The sequence below is a fragment of the Sphingomonas longa genome (genome assembly GCF_016892685.1).
Taxonomy (GTDB): Bacteria; Pseudomonadota; Alphaproteobacteria; order Sphingomonadales; family Sphingomonadaceae; genus Sphingomonas; species Sphingomonas longa.
On record NZ_JAFEMC010000002.1, the window covers coordinates 330174 to 351636 of the forward strand.

Here is a 21463-nt window from a genome sequence, read left to right on the forward strand (position 1 = left end):
AATCAGTGCCGGGCCGGCAGAGCAGGGTGGGGGCGCCGCCAGCCGGCAGCACCCCGGAACCCGCTTATTCCGCCGCGATGGCGATGCCATCCTCGTCGAGCTCGTTGCTCTTCAGGTCGACGTTCAGGCCCAGCGAGCGCATTTCCTTGACGAGCACGTTGAAGCTCTCCGGAATGCCCGCCTCGAACGTGTCGTCGCCCTTGACGATCGCCTCGTAGACCTTGGTGCGGCCGACCACGTCGTCCGACTTCACCGTCAGCATTTCCTGCAACGTGTACGCCGCGCCGTAGGCCTGGAGCGCCCAGACCTCCATCTCGCCGAAGCGCTGGCCACCGAACTGCGCCTTGCCACCCAGCGGCTGCTGCGTGACGAGCGAGTAGGGTCCGATCGACCGGGCGTGGATCTTGTCGTCCACAAGGTGATGCAGCTTGAGCATGTAGATGATGCCCACCGTCACCTTGCGGTCGAACTTGTCACCCGTGCGACCGTCGAACAGGTCCGACTGACCGGAGGGATCGAGCCCCGCCAGCGCCAGCATGTCCGCCACGTCCGACTCGTGCGCGCCGTCGAAGACCGGCGTGCCCATCGGGACGCCGCCCTTGAGGTTCTGCGCCAGCTCGATGATCTCGCTCGCGTCGCGCGCCTCGATGTCGGCGGCATAGTGGTCGCCATAGACTTCGAGCAGACGGCTTTTGACCGCGTCCGGCATCACGCCGCCCTTGGCATCGGGATTGGCTTCGCGCCATTCCTCCAGCTGGGCCGCGATCTGCATGCCGAGACCGCGTGCGGCCCAGCCCAGATGCGTCTCGAAGATCTGCCCGACGTTCATGCGCGACGGCACGCCGAGCGGATTGAGCACCAGATCCACCGGCGTCCCGTCCGCGAGGAAGGGCATGTCCTCCTGCGGCAGGATGCGGCTGATGACGCCCTTGTTGCCGTGACGGCCGGCCATCTTGTCGCCCGGCTGCAGCTTGCGCTTCACCGCGACGAAGACCTTGACCATCTTGAGCACGCCCGGCGGCAGCTCGTCGCCCCGCTCCAGCTTCTCGCGACGGTCGTGGAACTTGTCGGTGATCAGCTTGGCGGCGTCGTCATACTGCTGCTTGACCGCTTCGAGGTCCGACTGGACCTTGTCGTCGGCGACGGCGAACTTCCACCACTCGTGGCGGTCGACGCTGTCCAGCATCTCCATGTCGATCGTCGAGCCCTTCTTCAGGCCCTTCGGAACGGCGGTGGCGACCTGATCCAGCAGCATCTCGCGCAGGCGCGACCATGTGGCACGGTTCAGGATGGTGCGCTCGTCGTCCGAGTCCTTCTTCAGGCGCTCGATCTCCTCACGCTCGATCGCCATCGCGCGCTCGTCCTTGTCGATGCCGTGGCGATTGAAGACGCGGACGTCCACGATCGTACCGGCAACGCCCGGCGGCAGGCGCAGCGAGGTGTCGCGCACGTCCGACGCCTTTTCACCGAAGATGGCGCGGAGCAGCTTCTCCTCCGGCGTCATCGGGCTTTCGCCCTTCGGCGTGATCTTGCCGACCAGGATGTCGCCCGGCTCGACCTCCGCGCCGATGTAGACGATGCCCGCCTCGTCGAGGTTGCGCAGCGCTTCCTCGCCGACGTTCGGGATGTCGCGCGTGATGTCCTCGGGCCCCAGCTTCGTATCGCGAGCCATCACCTCGAACTCGTCGATATGGATCGACGTGAACACGTCGTCCTTCACGATCCGCTCACTGATGAGGATCGAATCCTCGTAGTTGTAGCCGTTCCAGGGCATGAACGCGACGAGCGCGTTACGGCCCAGCGCCAGCTCGCCGAACTCGGTCGAAGGACCGTCGGCCAGCACGTCGCCGGCGTTGACCACGTCGCCCACCTTCACCAGCGGGCGCTGGTTGATGCAGGTCGACTGGTTCGAACGCTGGAACTTCATCAGGGTGTAGATGTCGACGCCCGACTTGCCGGCGTCGACGTCACCCGTGGCGCGGATCACGATGCGCGAGGCATCGACCTGATCGACGATGCCGGCGCGCTTCGCCGAGATCGCCGCACCGGAGTCGCGCGCCACCGTCTCTTCCATGCCGGTGCCGACGAACGGCGCCTCGGCCTGGACGAGCGGCACCGCCTGACGCTGCATGTTCGAACCCATCAGGGCACGGTTGGCGTCGTCGTTCTCCAGGAACGGGATCAGCGACGCGGCGACCGACACCAGCTGCTTCGGGCTGACGTCCATCAGCGTGACGTTGTCGGGCAGCGCCATCAGGAACTCGCCCGCCTGACGCGACGACACCAGCTCCTCGGAGAAGCCGCCATTCTCGTCCAGCTCGGCGGAAGCCTGCGCGATCGTGTGCTTGGCCTCCTCCATCGCCGACAGATAGACGACGTCGTCGGTGACCTTGTGATCCACGACCTTGCGGTACGGCGTCTCGATGAAGCCGTACTTGTTCACCCGGCTGAACGACGCCAGCGAGTTGATGAGGCCGATGTTCGGGCCTTCCGGCGTCTCGATCGGGCAGATGCGGCCATAGTGGGTCGGATGAACGTCGCGGACCTCGAAGCCTGCACGCTCGCGCGTCAGACCGCCCGGCCCGAGCGCCGACACGCGACGCTTGTGCGTCACTTCGGACAGCGGGTTGGTCTGGTCCATGAACTGCGACAGCTGCGACGAGCCGAAGAATTCACGCACCGCGGCAACCGCCGGCTTGGCGTTGATGAGGTCGTTCGGCATCACCGTCGACACGTCCACCGACGACATGCGCTCCTTCACGGCGCGCTCCATCCGCAGCAGGCCGACGCGGTACTGGTTCTCCAGCAGCTCGCCCACCGAACGAACACGGCGGTTGCCGAGATTGTCGATGTCGTCGATCTCGCCCTTGCCGTCCTTCAGGCCGACGAGCGTCTTCACCACGGCGAGGATGTCCTCGGTCCGCAGCGTCGTGACGGTGTCCTCGGCATCGAGGTCGAGGCGCATATTCAGCTTGACGCGGCCGACCGCCGACAGATCGTAGCGGTCGGGATCGAAGAACAGGCCGGCGAACAGCGACTCCGCCGTCTCCAGCGTCGGCGGCTCGCCGGGGCGCATGACGCGGTAGATGTCCGACAGGGCCTGCTCGCGCTCCTCGGCCTTGTCGGCCTTCAGCGTGTTGCGGATCCACGGACCGGTCGAGACATGGTCGATGTCGAGCAGCTCGATGCGCTCGATGCCGGCCTGATCCAGCTTTTCCAGATTGTCGGCACCGATCTCGTCACCGGCCTCGACATAGATCTCGCCCGTCGTCTCGTTGATGAGGTCGTAGGCGGAGTAGCGGCCGTAGATCTCCTCGGTCGGGATCAGCAGCTCGGTCAGGCCGTCCTTGGCTGCCTTGTTGGCGGCGCGCGGGCTGATCTTCTGCTGGGCGGCGAACACCACCTCGCCCGACGAGGCGTCCACGATGTCGAACAGCGGCTTCACGCCGCGCCAGTTCTCGGCCGCGAACGGGATAATCCAGCCGCCCTGACCGCGCACATAGGTGACGCGGTTGTAGAACTCGTTGAGGATGTCCTCGCTGGTCATGCCGAGCGCGTAGAGCAGCGCCGTCACCGGCAGCTTGCGCTTGCGGTCGATCCGGACGTTGACGATGTCCTTGGCATCGAACTCGAAGTCGAGCCACGACCCGCGATACGGGATGACCCGCGCGGCGAAGAGGTACTTGCCCGATGCGTGCGTCTTGCCGCGATCGTGGTCGAACAGCACGCCCGGCGACCGGTGCATCTGCGACACGATCACGCGCTCGGTACCGTTGATGAAGAAGGTGCCGTTCTCCGTCATCAGGGGCATGTCGCCCATGTAGACGTCCTGCTCCTTGATATCGATGACCGACTTGGCCTCGGTATCGGGATCGACCTCGAACGCGGTCAGGCGCAGCGTGACGCGCATCGGCGCGGCATAGGTGATGCCCCGCTGGCGGCATTCCTCGACGTCGAACTTCGGCGGCTCGAGAACATAGTCATCGAAATCGAGATAGGCGGTGCCGGCGAAATCCTGGATCGGGAACACGCTGCGCAGCGTCTTCTCCAGGCCCGACACGTGGCCGGTCGACTTGTCCGAACGCAGGAACTGCTCATAGCTTTCGCGCTGAACCTCGATCAGGTTCGGCATCTGCACGACTTCGTGGATGTTGCCGAACACCTTGCGGATCCGCCGCTTGGCGGTGCCGCTTTCGACCCGCCGGGCGCTGCCGCCGTCGATTGCCTTGGTTGCCATAGGAATACAGTGCCTCGTCAGCCAGAATTGCCGGCGCATAGGTCGGACGCAAAAAAGCCGATCGCAATCCTGCGTCGGCTTTCGGCGTCCAAGAACCGCCAGTTTCCCATTCGATCGGCATACTGCGCGACGGCATGCCATTTCCCGGAAGCTGTGGTGAAGACGGCGATATAGGCGCCGTGTTGGACGATGTCAAAGGGGTGGTTACTGCGCGGTCAGCGGCGTGGACGCGCTCCAACCTGCGCCGGTGGCGGCCACTTCGTAGGATAGTGAGCGGGTCAGCGGTTCCGCGGCTACCACCGTCTCATATCCCGCTGGCGCCCTGCCATAGAGGAAGTTCGCGGCGCAGGTCGCGTCGCCATCGCTCTCGCCATCGCGCTTCCGGACCGCCCACACGTTGCGCCGGGCGCCGTCCCTGAGGGCTGCGACCGTCAGCCCTTCGACGCACGCGGCCTTCGCTCCATCATATCGGACGACGAACTCGGGCGAAGCGCCGTGATGCCGGACGTCGATTGCGGCATCGAACTGGCAGCCGGAGAGCAGACCCGTCGTCAGCAGTGCGGACATAAGCAAGCGCATTCGACGCACCCTAATGCTTAAGCCCCAAGATGCCAGTGCCGGGCAATTCGTTGGCTGGACCTCGCCCCGCTCTTGGCCGGTGCGGCGTGGTCAGAATGCCGCCTTGCTCCGCCCGGGGGTGCGGCGGCCGCCGCAACCTCGGGCGCGTCTGCCGGTTGAGCCACGCGAGGCGCGGCGTCGGGTCGGGCCGGTGAAGAGGAAGTCGAATATGGCCGACGATAACAACGCGAGCAGCGCCGGACAGGGCCAGTTTCACGAGCGGATCGCCGAGCCGGCGCGGCGTGCGGGTGAAGCCATGAAGGCGTCGGGCGAGAAGATGGTGGAGGGTGGCTCCACGATCGGCACCAAGATGATCGATCAGGCCGAGCAGAATGCCCGCGAGGCCTTTACGGCGATGCGCGAGGCGGCGAACGCCAAGGACATTTCGGAGGTCATGAAGATCCAGGGCGAGTATCTGCGCGAGCAGAGCAGCCGATCGATGGCGCAGGCGCGGGAGATCGGTGAACTCATCATGCAATTCGGTCGCGACGCGGTCGCGCCACTGAAGGGCGGGTCGACGGAATAGAGAGCGGCTGTTCCGTGGGGCTTGGGCGCGGCCGCTTTGCGATGCTAGTCGCCGACGATCGTCAACAAGTCCCTGGAACGTCATGTCTCGTTTCTTCCGGCCGATCCTGCCGGGTGCCCAGCTTCGCGACCGCCTGATCGGCTGCGTCGGTGCAGCGATCTGCATCGCGTTGACGATGGTCGTGTGCGCCGGCCTGCCGCCGCTCGGGGCCGACCTGCCGATCATCGTCGCGCCGCTCGGCGCGTCGGCGGTGCTGGTGTTCGCCGTGCCGACCAGTCCGCTGGCGCAGCCTTGGCCGGTGGTCGGGGGCAACATCATCTCGACATTAGTCGGCGTGGCGATGTTCCAGATCATGCCGAACACGACGGTGGCGGCAGGAGCGGCGGTCGGTGGCGCGATCCTAGTGATGTCGCTGTTGCGCTGCCTGCATCCCCCCGGCGGGGCCGCCGCGCTGACGGCGGTCATCGGCAGCCAGGGTATCCATGCGGCGGGCTATAGCTTCGCGTTCACGCCGGTCGGGATCAACTCCATCGCACTGGTGTCGCTGGCGATGGTCTATCACCGGGCGACGGCGCGAACCTATCCGCACCAGCCGGTGGCGGCCCCGCGCGAGGTCGCGGCGGCCGGGTTCCACGCCGCGGATATCGACGCCGCGCTGGCCGAGATGCACGAGAGCTTCGACATCAGCCGTGAGGATCTCGACGCGCTGCTGGCCAAGGCGGAACTTCACTCGATGGCCCGGCGGCGGTAGGAAAACGTCGCCAGGCCTTACGTCAGGAGAGGGTCTGCAAGGGATTGGGCAGCGGTGCCATCGGCATCGGCTCGTCGCCCGTCATCAGCCGCCAGCCGGCGGGGCCGAGCACCTCGATCGGGCGGAAGCGGACCTTGTACGCCATCCGTGCCGAACCCTTCACCCAATAGCCGAGATAGACATAGGCGAGCCCAGCATCGCGGGCGCGCATGATGTGGTCCATGATGATGAAATTGCCGAGGCCGGGGCGATCGTCCTGATCGGCGGCGAAGAAGCTGTAGATCATCGACAGCCCGTCCGCCTGCCGGTCGGTCAGGCATGCCCCGACCAGCCGCCCGCGCCGACCGTTCTTCGCCGGTTCCCGATATTCGACGATCAGCGAGTTGACCGGCGAATGTTCGATCATGTCGGCATAATCGTCCTCGTCCATGCCCGCCATGCCACCGGCGGGGTGTCGCGCGGACAGGTATCGGCGGAGCAACTGGTACTGCTCGTCCGTCGCCCAGGCGCGGCAGGCGGTGACGTCCAGATCGGCATGACGGCGCAACAGCTTGCGCTGGCTGGCATTGGGCACGAACTCACCGGTCACCACACGCACGGAGACGCAGGCGGTGCAGCCGGCGCAGGACGGACGATAGGCGACACCCTGCGACCGGCGGAAGCCGATCCGGCCGAGCGCGTCGTTCAGCTCCGCGGCGTGCGGGCCGGTCAACTCCGTAAACACCTTCCGTTCCTGCCGACCCGGCAGATAGGGGCAGGGCGACGGGCTGGTGACGAAGAAGCGCGGGAAACGGAATGGCGCGGTCACCGCCGACGGACCCCCTGTGGAAACATGGAACCCCTATATGGATCGACCCAGGGCCGCTGAAAAGCGGCTTTACCATCATTGACGGTTAACGGTGTGGGCCGTAGCGGCAACACTTCGTCGCAACCGGGGCGAAATTGATTCCGGTTGCAACTTAATGTGGTATGCCGCGTTGCGGCAAATCGTGTGTCGAAGGTTTAAAGGGAGAAGTTTATGCGTCTTATGTCCATGTCCGCCGCAGTTGCCGCCATGTCGCTCGTTGCAGCGCCGGCCGTCGCAGCGTCGGCCAACCCGGCAGCGTCGCTGTCGGTCGCCAAGTCGGTTCGTGCGTCGTCGACCTCGGCGAAGTCGAACAAGCTGGCCGGTGGCGGTCTGGTTGCCGCGATCATCGCAGCCGGTGTTGTCGCGATCGGCGTCGTCGCCATCGTCAACGACAGCAACGACGACGATTCGGACAGCAACTGATCGTTCGGGGAGCGGGCGGCCTGGCCGCCCGCTCGTTCGTGTCCTCAGGCGAGTTCGACCTGGGTCGTTTCGTAGCCCGCGGCCTGTAGAGCCAGCACCAACCGATCGAGATGGGCTCGATCGCGCGCCTCGCACTCGATATCGGTGACGAGGCCCTTTGCCGGCAGCGTCGTGAAGACGCGCTGATGATAGACCTCGATGATGTTGATCCGCTCCTGATCGAAGATCCGGGCGACGTTGAACAACGCGCCGGGCTGATCCTGAAGCCTGATCCGTAGACGCGCCAAACGCCCCGACCGTGCCAGATCGCGGAGCAGCACGTTGGCGAGCAGCCGCGTATCGATGTTGCCGCCGCACAGCACGACGCCGACGGTCTTGCCACGGAACCGCTCCGGATGCTCGATCAGCGCCGCGAGCCCGGCCGCGCCGGCACCCTCGACCACGGTCTTCTCGATCTGCAACAACAGGCTGACGGATTTCTCCAGGCTGCGCTCGGAGACGAGGACGATGTCGTCGACGAGTTCGCGGACCATGGCCGAGGTGATCGCGCCCGGCTCCTTCACCGCGATGCCCTCGGCCAGCGTGTCGCCGGCGCAGGGCATGTCGGTGCCGCGGATGCGGTTGTACATCGAGGGATAGAGTTCCGCCTCGACGCCCACGACGTCGATCGCGCGACCCGACGCGCGGGCGACGGTCGCCATTCCCGAGATGAGCCCACCGCCGCCGATCGGCGTCACGAACGTGTCGATCGCCGGCACGTCCTCCAGCATCTCGATCGCGACGGTGCCCTGACCGGCGATGACGCGCGGGTCGTCGAACGGGTGGACGAAGGTGTAGCCGCGCTCCGCCTCCAGGATGCGGGCATGCGCGTAGGCGGCGTCGAACGTCTCGCCTTCCAGCACGACGGTCGCACCGTGTCCCTCGGTCTGGACGACCTTCACCGTCGGAGTCGTCGTCGGCATCACGATCGTCGCGGGGATGCCGAGCCGGTTCGCGTGATAGGCCAGACCCTGCGCGTGATTGCCCGCCGATGCGGCGATCACGCCCTTGGCGCGCGCTTCGTCCGACAGTTGCAACAACGTGTTGAGCGCGCCACGCTCCTTGTAGGCGGCGGTGAACTGGAGATTTTCGAACTTCAGATACACCGTCGCGCCGGTCATCTCACTCAGCGTCCTGCTGATCAGCGTCGGCGTGCGGACGATGGATGCACGGATGCGGTCGTGCGCGACACGGACGTCGTCGATGGACACGGGCAGTACGGGCTGCGGCGGGTTGATCTGCGTTGCCATTGGCGGGCGTTAGACCGTCTGGCGCGGTGGGGGAACACCGCTTATGCGCGGACGCATGGCAAGACTGGCATTCATCGGCACGGGCGTCATGGGCGCGCCTATGGCAGGGCATCTGGCGAAGGCCGGACATGACGTGGTGGTCTTCAACCGCACGCGCCAGAAGGCGGAGGCGACCGGGCTGGAGGTCGCGGACACGCCCGCCGCCGCCGCCAAGGGTGCGGACGCGGTGTTCACGTGCGTCGGCAATGACGACGATCTCCACGCGGTGACGCTGGGGCGGGACGGGGCGTTCGCGGCGATGCGCGACGGCGTGCTGTTCGTGGACCACACGACCGTCTCCGCCGATATCGCCCGCCGACTGGCGGCGGAGACGCGGCTGCTGATCGTCGACGCGCCGGTGTCGGGCGGGCAGGCGGGCGCCGAGAAGGGCGCGTTGTCGATCATGTGCGGCGGCACCGCCGAAGCGGTCGCCGCGGCCGAGCCGTTCATGCAGGCCTATGCCGCGCGCATCGTTCACGTCGGCGAGGCGGGGGCAGGCCAGCAGACCAAGATGTGCAACCAGATCGCCATCGCCGGCGTGCTCCAGGGCGTCGCGGAATCGTTGCGGTTCGCTCAGGCGAGCGGGCTCGACACGGACAAGGTGCTGGAGGCGATTTCCGGCGGTGCGGCGCAAAGCTGGCAGATGGTCAATCGCTGGCCGACAATGGCGCAGGATACATTCGACTTCGGCTTCGCGGTCGACTGGATGCGTAAGGATCTGGGGCTGGCGCTGGCGGAGGCACGGAGCAACGGCGCGGTGCTGCCGGTCGCGGCGTTGGTCGACCAGTTCTACGCCGACGTGCAGGCGATGGGCGGTGGCCGCGACGATACGAGTTCGCTGGTGCGGAGGCTGCCGAAGTGAGGCGGCTGCTTCTCGCCGCGATGCTGCTGCCGACGCCGGCGCCGGCGCTGGCCGACGCGCTGGTCGACAATGTCGCGGGGGTGACGCTGGATGCCGACGGCAAGGTCGTGCGTTTCACCGGGCTGCTGATGAGCCGCGACGGGGTCGTGACCAAACTGCTGTCGGCGAAGGACAAGCGGCCCGACAAGCTGGATTGGCGTGCCGACATGAAGGGCCGGGTGCTGATGCCCGGCTTCATCGACGCGCACGGCCATGTGATGGAGCTGGGATTCCGCAAGATCGAGCTGGACCTGGCGGAAACCAAGACGCTGGCGGAGGCGCTGGACCGGATCAGGGCCTATGCCGCCGGCAATCCCGACCGGCGCTGGATCGTCGGCGGCGGCTGGAATCAGGAAATCTGGGGGTTGGGCCGCTTCCCGACCGCAGCGGAACTGGACTCGGCGGTCGGCGATCGGCCGGTGGTGCTGGCGCGCGGCGACGGCCACGCAATCTGGGTCAGCAGCGCGGCGATGCGAGAGGCCGGGGTCACGGCCAAGACCGTCTCGCCTCCGGGTGGACGGATCGAGAAAACTGGCGCGCAGCCATCCGGCGTGTTCGTGGATATGGCGCAGGCCTTGATCCAGAAGGTCGTGCCGGCGCCGTTGCCGAAGGAGCGCGACTCTGCGTTCCTGAAGGCGCAGTCGGCGTTGCTGTCGCTGGGCGTGACCGCGACCGCGGACATGGGCACCAGTGTCGACGACTGGCTGACCTATCGGCGGATGGGTGATCGCGGCGGCTTGCGGGTGCGGATCGTCAGCTACGGCGCGGGGATCGACGATGCGATCCGGATTGGCGGCACCGGGCCGACACCGTGGCTGTACGGCGATCGGCTGAAGCTGGCGGGCGTGAAGCTGTACAGCGACGGCGCGCTGGGGTCGCGGGGGGCGTGGCTGAAGGCGCCCTATGCAGATGCGCCGAAGGAGCGCGGGCTGGCGTTCAACACCGACACGGCGCTGCGCAACTTGATGAGCCGGGCGGCGATGGACGGGTATCAGGTCGCGGTGCATGCGATCGGTGACGCCGCCAACGCGCAGGCGCTGGGCGCGATCGAGGAGCTGGCGGAGACGTACAAGGGCGACCGGCGCTGGCGGATCGAGCATGCGCAGGTGGTCGATCCGGCCGACCTCCCACGCTTTGGCCGGAACAGCATCGTCGCCTCGATGCAGCCGGTGCACCAGACCGGCGACCGGACGATGGCGGAGGCGCGGCTCGGCCCGGCGCGGTTGCTGGGGGCGTATGCGTGGGCGACGATGCTGCGCAACGGCGCGACGCTGGCGTTCGGGTCCGACTATCCGGTCGAGAGCCCCGATCCGTTCGCGGGCTGGGCGGCGGCGTTCACCCGAACCGGGGCTGACGGGCAGCCGTTCGGCGGGTGGCAGCCGCAGGAGGCGGTGACGCGCGAGCAGGCGTGGGCGGCATTCACGATCGGTGCGTCGAAGGCCGGGTTCGCCGAAAAGCAGTTCGGCAGCCTCCAGCCGGGCCAGCGGGCCGACTTCATCATCGTCGATCGCGATCCGATCCAGGCGGGCGCGACCGAACTGCGCCAGACCAAGGTCGAGGAGACGTGGGTCGGAGGCGAAAAGGTGTGGGAGCGGAAATAGACCTCTCCACGTCCGATCTCTCCGGGATCGTTGCCGACATCGCGGAGGAGATGAAGGCGGCACCCGACCGGGGCACGCCAGCCGCCTACATCCCGCCACTTGCAAAGGTCGATCCCGCGAAGTTCGGGATGGCGGTGATCGAGGCGGACGGCACCTGCCATCTGGCGGGCGATGCCGAGGAGACGTTCTCGATCCAGTCGATCAGCAAGGTCTTCGCGCTGACGCTGGCGCTGGGGCATGTCGGCGATCAATTGTGGAAGCGCGTCGGGCGGGAGCCGTCGGGGAGCGCGTTCAACTCAATCGTGCAGCTCGAGTTCGAGCATGGCATTCCGCGCAACCCGTTCATCAATGCCGGCGCGATCGTCGTCGCCGACATCCTGCTCGGGCGGAACGAGCCGCGCGAGGCGATCGGGGAGATGCTGCGCTTCGTCCGGACGCTGGCGGGCGAGGACGACATCGTCATCGACCGAGAGGTCGCGGATGCGGAGGCGGCGACCGGATACCGGAACGCGGCGCTGGCGAGCTACATGCGGTCGTTCGGCAACATCCACCACGACGTCGAGCGGACGCTGGGCGTCTATTTCCATGCCTGCGCGCTGGCGATGAGTTGTCGGCAACTGGCGTTGGCGGGCCGATACCTGATGGCGGGCGGGATGCTGCCGTCGACCGGGCGGCGGATCGTGTCGGCGCAGCGCGCGCGGCGGATCAACGCGCTGATGATGACGTGCGGGCATTACGACGGGTCGGGCGAGTTCGCGTTCCGGGTCGGACTGCCGGGGAAGTCCGGGGTCGGTGGCGGTATCCTCGCGATTGTGCCGGGGCGGGCGAGCGTCGCGGTGTGGTCGCCGGGGCTGAACGAGCGCGGCAATTCGCAACTCGGCACGCTGGCGCTGGAGCGGCTGGTGCAGCGGACCGGGTGGTCGGTGTTCGAGCCGGCTTTGGGATAGGGCGTAGTCGACCGCGGAAGGTTAGGCTAAGGTTAGTCCAACGCGCGATGTTGGTCCGTCATCATCGCGCGCTGGAGCCTTTTTTGGAGAGGACCTGCGCCGCGGTTGAAGACCCCAGCTTTTGCTGGGGTGACGCGTTTCGGATGGTTCAAGGAGCGCGCCTTTCGGCCCGCGAGTCTACGCGCCCTTCTCCAACAACAAAAGGCCGTGGCGCCCCCCGGTGCCACGGCCTTCGCTTTTCCCCATGTGAGGAAGGGTTACGCCACCTGGGCGGTCTCGCCGAGTTCGTCGGGTTCGCGCAGCACGTAGCCGCGGCCCCAGACCGTCTCGATATAATTCTCGCCGTCGCACGCGAGGCTGAGCTTCTTGCGCAGCTTGCAGATGAAGACGTCGATGATCTTGAGTTCGGGTTCGTCCATGCCGCCGTAGAGATGGTTCAGGAACATCTCTTTCGTCAGCGTGGTGCCCTTGCGGAGCGACAGCAGCTCCAGCATTGCATACTCCTTGCCGGTCAGGTGCACGCGGGCACCGTCGACCTCGACGGTCTTGGCGTCGAGGTTCACCGCCAGCTTGCCGGTGCGGATGACCGACTGCGAATGGCCCTTCGACCGGCGGACGACGGCGTGGATGCGCGCCACCAGTTCCTCGCGGTGGAACGGCTTGGTCACGTAATCGTCGGCACCGAAGCCGAAACTGCGGACCTTCGAGTCCATTTCATTGACGCCCGACAGGATCAGCACCGGCGTCGTCACGCGGGCCACGCGCAGCTTCTTCAGCACGTCGTAGCCGTGCATGTCCGGCAGATTAAGGTCGAGCAGGATGATATCGTAGTCGTAGAGTTTGCCGAGATCCAAGCCTTCCTCACCGAGATCGGTGGTGTAGACGTTGAAGCCTTCGGTCGTCAGCATGAGCTCGATCGCCTTGGCGGTCGTCGGCTCGTCCTCGATCAGCAGCACGCGCATCAGGCAGTTCCCCACTTGGCGTGGCCGCTTTTTTCCCGAAGCGACCGACCCGGATTTCATTAACCAAAGAACATCTGAAGGCAAAAGGTTAATTCGAGCTTAATCGAGTGATTCCCGCGAGTCGCCACCCGTTATGAGTGTAGTGTGGGCAGTGCGCGGGATCTCTTCGCCCAGCACCTCGCGCAGATAGAGGCTGCGAATCAGGGTGAAGAACACCACCAGCAGCGCGGCCGAGAAGAACAGACCGAAGATGCCGAAGATGACACCGATACCGATGATCGCGAACACGGTGATCGCGGGCGGGATCGCGATGACGCGTTGCTGAACATAGGGCGTGATGAAGTTGGTCTGGATCAGGCGCACGATCGCGTAGGTGGCGAGCGTACCGATCAGCGGACCGGTGCCGACCGTGGCCGCCAGCCCCAGCGCCGGGATCATCGCCGCGGTCGGCCCGACATAGGGAATGAACTCCGACAGGCCCGCGAGCAGCCCCAGCGCGGCGGCGGAGGGGACGCCGGAGATCGCGAGGCCGGTGCCGACGAGCACGCCCATCGACGTCATCAGGATCAGCGACGAGCGCAGCCACAGGCGGAGCGTCTCCCCCACGTCGAACAGCGCATCCTCGAACGCGGGACGGTGACGCGGCGGCACCAGCAGCAGCAGTCCGCGTTCGTAGACCTTGGGGTCGGCGGCGAGGAACAGCGAGCCGATCAGGAGCAGCAGCGCGTTGAGCAGCAGCTCCCCGGTACCCTGCGCCAGCCCGCCGATATCCTGCGCGACGCGGCTGCCGGCAAAGGCGGCGCGGACGGCGTCGACGATCTTCTCCCCCACCGGCGACCGGCTGGCCCAGGCGGCGAGCTGGTCGATCAGGCCGGGCAGCGCGGTGACGAGCGCGTTGACCTGTTGGCGGAAGGCGACGCCGAACAGCCACACGAGGAAGCCGATCGCAGCGAGCACGCTGCCCATACCGAGGCCGAGCGACAGTTTCGCCGACGCGCCGGTACGACGGCGGAACATCCGCGCGAGCGCGTGGATGACGGTCGCGCCGAGCACGGAGCCGAAGGCCAGGATGAGCAGGTCGCTGGCACGCCACAGCGCGAGCAGGACGGCGGCGATTACGACGAGGATCAGGGTGCGACGAATGAACCGCGCGTCGTCCGCATCCGGGGCGAGGCGGGCACCGGCCGGGGCGCGAAGTGGAGGAAGTGGAGGCGCTGGAGGGGTGTCCTCCACTTCGCGCTGTTCGGGGGTCATGCGGTTGCTGTCCCACATGCGTGTTCGCAGGCGGAGGAAAGGCGGCGATGCTGACCACGCACACCACCGTCATGCCGGGATCGTCCCGGCATCCACGGTCCCGCAAGCCTCTTTGCGTTTGAGTGTGCCGCGCGGTGGATGCCGGGATGAGCCCGGCATGACGAATGGTGTTGCGCCACCGTGCTCCCGCCTTCGCGGGAGCACGGGGCAGGGTCGGGGGACAGGTGCATCATCCCGCCGACTCTCGCAGATCGTCGGAGTGTAGGACAGGCGCGGTGCGCAAGCGTTCGGTCAGGAAGGCGATCAGCGCCTCGACGCGGGCGGGGCGGAGGGCGCTGGGGGGCGTCAGCAGGTGGAGCGCGGTGGCGCTGGGCGACCAGTCCTTCAGGATCGGGATGAGGGCGCCCGTCGCGAGATGCGCGCCGATGATGAACTCCGGCAGCCGCGAAATGCCGAGCCCGGCGAGCAGCGACGGCACGAGCGCATCGCCGCTGTTCGCCATCAGCGGCCCTGCTGTGCGGATGCTGAGGTCCGCGCCGTCCGGTCCGCGGAAGCGCCACGGACCGGGCAAATTGGCATAGCCGAGCACGCGGTGGCGACCGAGATCGGTCGGGGTCAGCGGTTCGCCATATTGCTCCAGATAGGCGGGTGCGGCGATAATGTGCGCCTGGATCGCGCAGAGCCGGCGGGCACGCAGCGAACTGTCCGCGAGGTCGCCGATGCGCAGCGCCACGTCGAACCCCTCCGCGACGATGTCGACGCGCGAGTCGGATAGATGCAATTCGATTTCGATTGCCGGGTGCGCGGCGAGGAATTCCGCGACGATCGGCGCGATGTTGGTCAGTCCGAAGCTCATCGGCGCGGCGAGTCGGATGCGGCCTGCCGGGGCCGCGGCGGCGCTGCGTGCGGCTTCCTCGGCGGCGGTCGCTTCCGCGACGATCCGCCGGGCGTGATCGGCGAGGGGGCGGCCCGACTCGGTCAGTGCGAGCCGCCGCGAGGTGCGATGGAACAGCGACTGGTCCAGATGCGCCTCCAGCCGGGCGACGGCTTTCGACACGGTCGCCTTGCTGAGGCCGATCGCGTCAGCGGCGCCGCTGAACGAGCGATGTTCCGCGACGGCGGCGAAGATGGCCCACGCTTCCAGATCGGGTAGTCTCATCGGTCCTGCTCCCCGCGATCGCTCGGCTCTCTCCGGAGCGCTTTAGGTTACTAACATGCGAAACGATCGTTTTCTATCGTTTCCATTTACGCGATGCTGGCGACGCCTATCTTGGCGGCATCGACCCGTTCCTTTTCCCGCGTCGGGCCGTTCGTCCCCGACGCTGCCGTTCCTATCCTTCTGGAGTTTAGCCGCATGACCAAGGTTCTGGTGCTGTATTATTCGTCCTACGGCCATATCGAGCAGATGGCGGACGCGGTCGCCGAGGGTGCGCGCGCCGGTGGGGCCGAGGTCGACATCCGCCGCGTCGCCGAGACCGCGCCGAAGGATGTCGTCGAGGCGGCGCACTTCAAGACCGACACCGCGCATCCCGAGATCGAGGGTCCCGACGCGCTGACGCAGTATGACGCGATCATCGTCGGCGCGCCGACCCGCTATGGCCGGATGCCGGCGCAGATGGCGGCATTCTGGGATACGACGGGCGGTCTGTGGTTTCAGGGCAAGCTGATCGGCAAGGTCGGCGGCGCGTTCACCTCCACCGCCAGCCAGCATGGCGGACAGGAGACGACGCTGTTCTCGATCATCACCAACCTGCTGCATCACGGCATGACCATCGTCGGCCTGGATTACGGATATCAGGGCCAGATGGGCGTCGACGAGGTCAAGGGCGGCACGCCGTACGGCGCGTCGACGCTGGCGGACGGCGACGGCTCGCGCCAGCCGAGTGCGGTGGAACTGGACGGCGCGCGGTATCAGGGCAAGCGGATCGCGGAGACGGCGGCGAAGCTGTTCGGATGATGTGATCTTCTCCCTCCCCGGCGAGGGGAGGGCGGGGGTGGGGTGGAGCCTTGGCCGTGTGGCCTGCGGCGCCGCCCTCCCCCAACCCCTCCCCGAGGGGAGGGGAGTTAGAAGGACTTGCCGGGGCGCGCCGCAGGCGTGACGGAGGGGTAGCTGCTGGCAGGGTCGCTCGTGGCTGCCGCTCCACCGCTTCGCGGTCCCCCTCCCCGCGAACGGGGAGGATTTTAGCGTTTGCGCTTTTTCTTTTTGTCCGCCTTCACCACTGGCCGGACCGGTGCATTCGGTTGGCCGGTCAGCACGATCTTCAGCGGCTCGGCGATGCCGGGATCGGCGGGGAACGCCGCGCGGGCCTTGGCGAAGAGGAAGCGGGCCTGCGCCGCGCCGGGGGTCGCGCGGGTCGTGCCGACCCAGCGCCAGTGCCACGGCTCCCATTTCACGCGCTGCGCATTGCCGGCGGGGAAGCTCATCTCGAACCCGAAGCGCGGGGCGTTGGCGATCAGCCATTTCGCCGCGGGCAGATTGGCCATGCACGCCTCGATATCGGGGCAATTGGGCGACGGGCGGATCGCGAAGTCGATCGCGTAACCGGTGGTGTGCTCGCTATGGCCGGGCGGCGCGACGGAGATCGACCGGCTTTCGGCATCGCCCTCGCCGCCGGTCCGGAACACGCCGCTCTGACGCTGGATCGAGCGGTGGCAGGACAGGCCGCGCAGGGTGCCGCCGACGCCCGGGTCGCCGGCCGCGGCCATCAGCAGGCGTTGCAGGTCGGGCAGCACGTCGCGGCGGATGCGGCAGGCGTGAATGCCGAAACCGGTCGGAGCATCGACAAGTTCGCCGGGCGCGACATCGCCGTAGGGGAAATGGCCGAGGACGCGGCCGTCCGGGGTGGGCACCAGAGCCGGGTTTGGCGCGGTGGCCTGGAGCAGGAGCATCAGCAGCATCGCGCGCGCCCTCTGGCATGGCGGGCGCGGCGGTGGCAAGGAGCGCGGCATGCATGGTGACCACGTCCTGTTCATCGACGGCGAAGCCCTCGTCATCGACAAGCCCGCCGGACTGCCGGTCGATAAGCCGCGCGACGGCTCGCTGAGTCTCGAAAACCACCTCGAGTCGCTGAAGTTCGGCTTCCGGCGGTGGCCGACCGCGGTGCATAGGCTGGACCGTGATACCAGCGGGTGCCTGTTGCTGGCGCGCAATCCCAAGGCTGGCGCGCGGTTCCAGCAGGCGTTCGAGGCGGGCACCGTCGAAAAACGCTACCTCGCTGTGCTGGAAGGCGTGATCGAGGGCGAGGGGCTGATCGACCTGCCGCTGGCGAAGGTGTCGAGCGCGGAGGCGGGCTGGCGGATGGTCGGCGATCCGAATGGCAAGGCATCGCGGACGAAGTGGCGCGGGCTGGCGACGCGCGACGGGCGCAGTCTGGTCGAGTTCCGGCCGGAAACGGGGCGGACGCACCAGATCCGCGTGCATGCCGCGACCGGGCTGGGCGCGGCGGTGGTCGGCGACCCGGTCTATGGGCGCGCGGATCGGCTGGGGATGATGCTGCATGCCGCCGAACTGACGGTCGCGAGGCCGGGCAAGGATCCGATCCACGCCATCGCGCCGTTGCCGGAGCGCTTTGCGGGTTGGGAGCCGTGACCGCCATTCCCGTCACCCGCAGCATCGCCATCGACGACGGCGAGTTGCAGGAGACGGCGACGCGGGCGGGCGGGCCCGGTGGGCAGCACGTCAACACTACCGACAGTGCGGTGATCCTGAAGTTCGACGTGGCGAACTCGCCGAACCTGCCGGACGCGGTGAAGATGCGGCTGGTGGAGCTGGCAGGATCGCGGATGACGCGCGAGGGCGTGCTGGTGTTGCGCGGCGAGGGATCGCGGTCGCAACTGCTTAACCGGCAGGAGGTGCGCGAACGCTTGATCGCGCTGATCCGCGACGCCACCTTCGTGCCCAAGAAGCGGCGGCCGACCAAGCCGTCCAAGGCCGCGAAGGCGCGGCGCGTCGAGGGCAAGGTGAAGCGCGCGGGCGTCAAGGCGGGCCGCGGGCGGGTGAAGGTGGATTGATGTATTCGTTCGATGTTTCCAACGGTTCGAAGGCGGAGCTGTACCGCGACCTGACGGCGGCGGTCGATGCCCTGACGGCGGAGGAGCCGGATGCGATCGCCAACATGGCGAACGCGGCGGCGGTGATCTGGCAATATCTGCCGGACCTGAACTGGGCGGGATTCTACCGCATGGTGGACGGCGAACTGGTGCTGGGGCCGTTCCAGGGCAAGGCGGCGTGCATCCGCATCGCGGTGGGCAAGGGCGTGTGCGGCACCGCCGCGGCCACGGGCGAGACGCAACTGGTCGAGGATGTGCATGCGTTCCCCGGGCACATCGCCTGCGACGCGGCGAGCCGGTCCGAACTGGTGGTGCCGCTGGTCAGGGACGGCATGGTGCTGGGCGTGCTCGACCTCGACAGCCCGGAGCCGGCGCGGTTCGATGCCGAGGACGCGAAGGGATGCGAGGCGCTGGCGGCGCTGCTGGTCGAGCGGCTGTCGCCGACGCCTGTGGACTGATCCAGATCGGGACTGGACGCGCGCTGGCAGGTGCGATGGGCCGATGGTAGATCGTGGACGAACGGAGTCCGCGTGGGCGGCTTCCACGGTTTGATCGGGGAGACGGCCCATGCGCGCGATTGCGGGTGCTGGAATGATCGCGGCGATGCTCGTCGCCGCGGGTGCGGCCGGCGCGCAGCGGGCGGGGTCCGCGGGTGCATCCTACCCGGTGCCGGGGCGGGCGGCGATGCCGGCCGCTCCCGTGCGGGCCATGCCTTCTGCTCCCGCACGTCCGATCGTCGCGGCGCAGCGGGGGACGACGATGCGGGCAGGCCCGCGCTGGCAGATGCGGCAGGGGCGTTGGGCGGCGGGCTGGAACGCGCCGGGCGGATGGAACGGCTATCGCCGACCCTATGCCGGCTGGGCGCTGCCGCCCTATTGGGTGCAGCCGGGTTTCGCGCTGGGCAATTGGTCGGCGTACGGGTTGGCGCAGCCGCGGGCGGGCTATCGCTGGTCGCGCTATTATGACGATGCGGTGCTGATCGATGCGCGGGGATCGGTCTACGACACGGTCGGTGGAATCGACTGGGACCATTATGACGGCGGTAGTTACGAGATGGCGGGCGACCATGGTCCGCCGCCGCCGTATCCGCCCGCGCGCCGCGATCCAAGGATGGGCGACAACGGTCTGGGTGGGGCGGCGATCGGTGCGGTGGCCGGTGGCGTCGCGGGCAATGTCATCGCGGGTCGTGGCAACCGGCTGGGCGGAACGCTGATCGGTGCGGGCGTCGGTGCGGCGGCGGGCTATGCGATCGATAAGGGCGAGGATCGCGGACGCGACCGGCGCGGGCGCGGGCCGGACGATTATGCGTATCGCGACGACCGTAGTCATGACGACAGAGGTTACGAACGGCGCGGCTACGACGATCGCGGCTATGGCGCAGCCTATCCGCCGCCGCCCGTTGCGCACGGCTATGGCGGTGGCGAGCATTGGGTGTCGCAGGATGGGCACACGGTTGTGACGACGGGTGGCGGGGCCGGCTACTATGGCGGCGGCACCACGACGACGGTGACGGTGCAAAGCGCGCCGGTGGTCACGACCACGACGACGACCGAATATTACGAGGATGCGCCGCGGCGGGCGTGGCATGCCAAGCGTCGGGTCAAGAGCAAGGCACTCTGCTGCCGGCGTTGACCCGTCGCCCGGCATCGCCCGCCGGCGCACGGTAATCTGCCGGGTGATCCGGACATACGGGGGGCGTCGCGGGTGTCAGCTCCGCGCCGCAGTGCTGCGGTGTGGCGACATCACCGCGCCGTTTCCCTCCCCGCGAACGTGACGAGGCTTTCCGATCCGTCCGCCGCGACTGCGGAGACGCCGACGAAATGGTCGTCGACCGGCACCTGCGCCAAGTTCGTTTCCGTGCCCGTGACATCGCGGGTCTGCGTCCAGTCGGCCGTGTCGTTGCGCCGCCAGCGCACGCGGTAGCGCACCGCGCCCGGCGATGCGGCCCAGCGGACGATCGTGTCGCGCGACAGATCGCCCTTCAAACTCGCGCTGGCGGGTGCGGGCGGGGCGGCGGCGAGGCGGGCGAGGGTGGCGATGTTGAGCGCGGTGACCTTCGCCAGATAGGCGAAATCCATGCGGTCGACGGTGTCGCCGTAGACCGTGCCGCCCTCCGTGCGCAGGTCCTGATGCTGCGCGTCCCAGTTCTCGTTGGCGACGGAGAAGCGAACGGCGGGGTAGCCGAGCTTGAGGAACGGCTCGTGATCGCCGCCGCGGCCGAAGCGGTCTGGGCGGCGGTCGAGCATCACGCCGATCCCGCCACGATCCGCCGCCGCGATGTCGCCGATCGCTTTCGCCAGGGCGCGGCTGGGGCCGTCGTCCTCGCCGCCGATCGCGCGGCGGGCCTGTTGCTGGGCAAGGTCCTCGGACGAGCGGATGCCTTCGGAGAAGACCCGGACGTAGCGATCCTCGCGCTTACCGCCCTGACCCACGGTGTTGCCGACGATGTCGTTGTTGAGCATCGCGGTGACATCCCAGCCGCGCGCCTTCGCGGTGTCGGCGAGCAGCGATGCGCCCCACAGGCCCTGTTCCTCGCCGGAGAAGACGGCGTAGACGATCGTGGCATCGAACTTGCGCTTCGATAGTTGGCGGGCAGCCTCCAGCACCAGCGCCACGCCGGAGGCATCGTCGTTCGCGCCGGGGGCGTCGCTCGTCGTGTCCATCACATCGGTGACGCGGCTGTCGATGTGTGCGCCGACGATCACGACGCGGTTCGGATCGCGGCCGGGCTGGATGCCGAGCACGTCCTCCACCACGACGCCGCTCGGCGCGCGCGGACCGGAGACGCGGCGGGAGATGCGATCGACGGTGACGCAGCCGCCGCACGCGCGCGCGATCGCGCCGAATTGCTGCGCGGTCCAGTCGCGCGCCGCGCCGATGCCGCGCCGCTTGTCGGCGGTGGTGCTGGAGGTGTGGCGCGTGCCGAACCCGACCAGTGCCTCGACATCGGCGCGGAGGCGGGCGGGTGCGGCAGGAGCAGGCGCGGCGGCGGCAGTGGCCAGGAGCATCAGGATCATG

At 67.7% G+C, this 21463-nt stretch carries 20 protein-coding genes; 11 read left to right on the forward strand and 9 right to left on the reverse strand.

Annotated features, from left to right (window positions below):
• Positions 1-64: 64 nt before the first annotated feature.
• Both rpoB and ILT43_RS07645 read right to left on the reverse strand, forming a co-directional pair.
• Positions 65-4237, reverse strand: a complete 4173-nt coding sequence (rpoB, locus tag ILT43_RS07640) for a DNA-directed RNA polymerase subunit beta (RefSeq protein ID WP_204197528.1) — start codon at positions 4235-4237, stop codon at positions 65-67.
• Between the two features lie 204 nt (positions 4238-4441).
• Positions 4442-4804 carry a hypothetical protein gene (locus tag ILT43_RS07645; RefSeq protein WP_204197529.1) on the reverse strand — a complete coding sequence of 121 codons (363 nt, stop codon included), beginning with the start codon at positions 4802-4804 and terminating at the stop codon, positions 4442-4444.
• A 220-nt stretch (positions 4805-5024) separates the two neighbouring features.
• Between ILT43_RS07645 and ILT43_RS07650 the strand changes: the two genes are divergently transcribed.
• Together ILT43_RS07650 and ILT43_RS07655 are read left to right on the forward strand one after the other, a co-directional pair.
• Positions 5025-5381 (forward strand): phasin family protein, encoded by a 357-nt coding sequence (locus ILT43_RS07650; protein WP_204197530.1) that lies wholly within the window; start codon positions 5025-5027, stop codon positions 5379-5381.
• An 82-nt stretch (positions 5382-5463) separates the two neighbouring features.
• Positions 5464-6132 (forward strand): HPP family protein, encoded by a 669-nt coding sequence (locus ILT43_RS07655; protein ID WP_204197531.1) that lies wholly within the window; start codon positions 5464-5466, stop codon positions 6130-6132.
• Positions 6133-6154: 22 nt separating this feature from the next.
• Here ILT43_RS07655 and ILT43_RS07660 read toward each other — a convergent pair whose 3' ends face one another.
• A complete protein-coding gene (locus tag ILT43_RS07660) occupies positions 6155-6940 on the reverse strand; it encodes an arginyltransferase (protein ID WP_204197532.1) in 786 nt (261 codons plus the stop codon).
• A gap of 210 nt (positions 6941-7150) precedes the next feature.
• Between ILT43_RS07660 and ILT43_RS07665 the strand changes: the two genes are divergently transcribed.
• Entirely contained in the window at positions 7151-7402 is a 252-nt protein-coding gene (locus ILT43_RS07665) for a hypothetical protein (RefSeq protein ID WP_204197533.1), read from the forward strand.
• Between the two features lie 44 nt (positions 7403-7446).
• Here the strand turns inward: ILT43_RS07665 and ILT43_RS07670 are convergent, their stop codons facing one another.
• Complete coding sequence (locus ILT43_RS07670) at positions 7447-8691, reverse strand: threonine ammonia-lyase (RefSeq protein ID WP_204197534.1); 1245 nt, start codon at positions 8689-8691, stop codon at positions 7447-7449.
• A 55-nt stretch (positions 8692-8746) separates the two neighbouring features.
• Between ILT43_RS07670 and ILT43_RS07675 the strand changes: the two genes are divergently transcribed.
• Genes ILT43_RS07675 through ILT43_RS07685 form a run of 3 tightly spaced genes read left to right on the forward strand, consistent with a single transcriptional unit; the run spans position 8747 to position 12179 of the window.
• Positions 8747-9592 carry an NAD(P)-dependent oxidoreductase gene (locus ILT43_RS07675; RefSeq protein WP_204197535.1) on the forward strand — a complete coding sequence of 282 codons (846 nt, stop codon included), beginning with the start codon at positions 8747-8749 and terminating at the stop codon, positions 9590-9592.
• 20 nt (positions 9593-9612) lie between these two features.
• Complete coding sequence (locus tag ILT43_RS07680) at positions 9613-11232, forward strand: amidohydrolase (RefSeq protein WP_239474368.1); 1620 nt, start codon at positions 9613-9615, stop codon at positions 11230-11232.
• Entirely contained in the window at positions 11217-12179 is a 963-nt protein-coding gene (locus ILT43_RS07685) for a glutaminase (protein ID WP_204197537.1), read from the forward strand. The genes ILT43_RS07680 and ILT43_RS07685 overlap by 16 nt, the downstream gene beginning before the upstream one ends.
• A gap of 257 nt (positions 12180-12436) precedes the next feature.
• Here the strand turns inward: ILT43_RS07685 and ctrA are convergent, their stop codons facing one another.
• The 3 genes from ctrA to ILT43_RS07700 form a co-directional block, all read right to left on the reverse strand.
• A complete protein-coding gene (gene ctrA, locus ILT43_RS07690) occupies positions 12437-13141 on the reverse strand; it encodes a response regulator transcription factor CtrA (protein ID WP_055848830.1) in 705 nt (234 codons plus the stop codon).
• A gap of 99 nt (positions 13142-13240) precedes the next feature.
• Positions 13241-14395, reverse strand: a complete 1155-nt coding sequence (locus tag ILT43_RS07695; RefSeq protein WP_204197538.1) for an AI-2E family transporter — start codon at positions 14393-14395, stop codon at positions 13241-13243.
• 229 nt (positions 14396-14624) lie between these two features.
• The gene (locus ILT43_RS07700) at positions 14625-15554 is read right to left on the reverse strand and encodes a LysR family transcriptional regulator (RefSeq protein WP_204197539.1); all 930 of its coding nucleotides are present in this window, start codon (positions 15552-15554) and stop codon (positions 14625-14627) included.
• Between the two features lie 195 nt (positions 15555-15749).
• Between ILT43_RS07700 and wrbA the strand changes: the two genes are divergently transcribed.
• A complete protein-coding gene (wrbA, locus tag ILT43_RS07705; protein WP_204197540.1) occupies positions 15750-16352 on the forward strand; it encodes an NAD(P)H:quinone oxidoreductase in 603 nt (200 codons plus the stop codon).
• 224 nt (positions 16353-16576) lie between these two features.
• Here wrbA and ILT43_RS07710 read toward each other — a convergent pair whose 3' ends face one another.
• Complete coding sequence (locus ILT43_RS07710) at positions 16577-17293, reverse strand: M15 family metallopeptidase (protein ID WP_204197541.1); 717 nt, start codon at positions 17291-17293, stop codon at positions 16577-16579.
• A 49-nt stretch (positions 17294-17342) separates the two neighbouring features.
• Here ILT43_RS07710 and ILT43_RS07715 point away from each other — a divergent pair, with 49 nt between their 5' ends.
• The 4 genes from ILT43_RS07715 (at position 17343) to ILT43_RS07730 (ending at position 20077) form a co-directional block, all read left to right on the forward strand.
• On the forward strand, positions 17343-17984 hold the full coding sequence (locus ILT43_RS07715) for an RluA family pseudouridine synthase (RefSeq protein ID WP_204197542.1): 642 nt from the start codon (positions 17343-17345) through the stop codon (positions 17982-17984).
• On the forward strand, positions 17981-18406 hold the full coding sequence (gene arfB / locus ILT43_RS07720; RefSeq protein WP_204197543.1) for an alternative ribosome rescue aminoacyl-tRNA hydrolase ArfB: 426 nt from the start codon (positions 17981-17983) through the stop codon (positions 18404-18406). The genes ILT43_RS07715 and arfB overlap by 4 nt, the downstream gene beginning before the upstream one ends.
• A complete protein-coding gene (locus ILT43_RS07725; RefSeq protein WP_204197544.1) occupies positions 18406-18903 on the forward strand; it encodes a GAF domain-containing protein in 498 nt (165 codons plus the stop codon). Before arfB ends, ILT43_RS07725 begins: the two co-directional genes overlap by 1 nt.
• A gap of 109 nt (positions 18904-19012) precedes the next feature.
• Positions 19013-20077, forward strand: a complete 1065-nt coding sequence (locus tag ILT43_RS07730) for an RcnB family protein (protein ID WP_204197545.1) — start codon at positions 19013-19015, stop codon at positions 20075-20077.
• A 110-nt stretch (positions 20078-20187) separates the two neighbouring features.
• Here ILT43_RS07730 and ILT43_RS07735 read toward each other — a convergent pair whose 3' ends face one another.
• A complete protein-coding gene (locus ILT43_RS07735; RefSeq protein WP_204197546.1) occupies positions 20188-21462 on the reverse strand; it encodes a M20/M25/M40 family metallo-hydrolase in 1275 nt (424 codons plus the stop codon).
• Between the last annotated feature and the right edge of the window lies 1 nt (position 21463).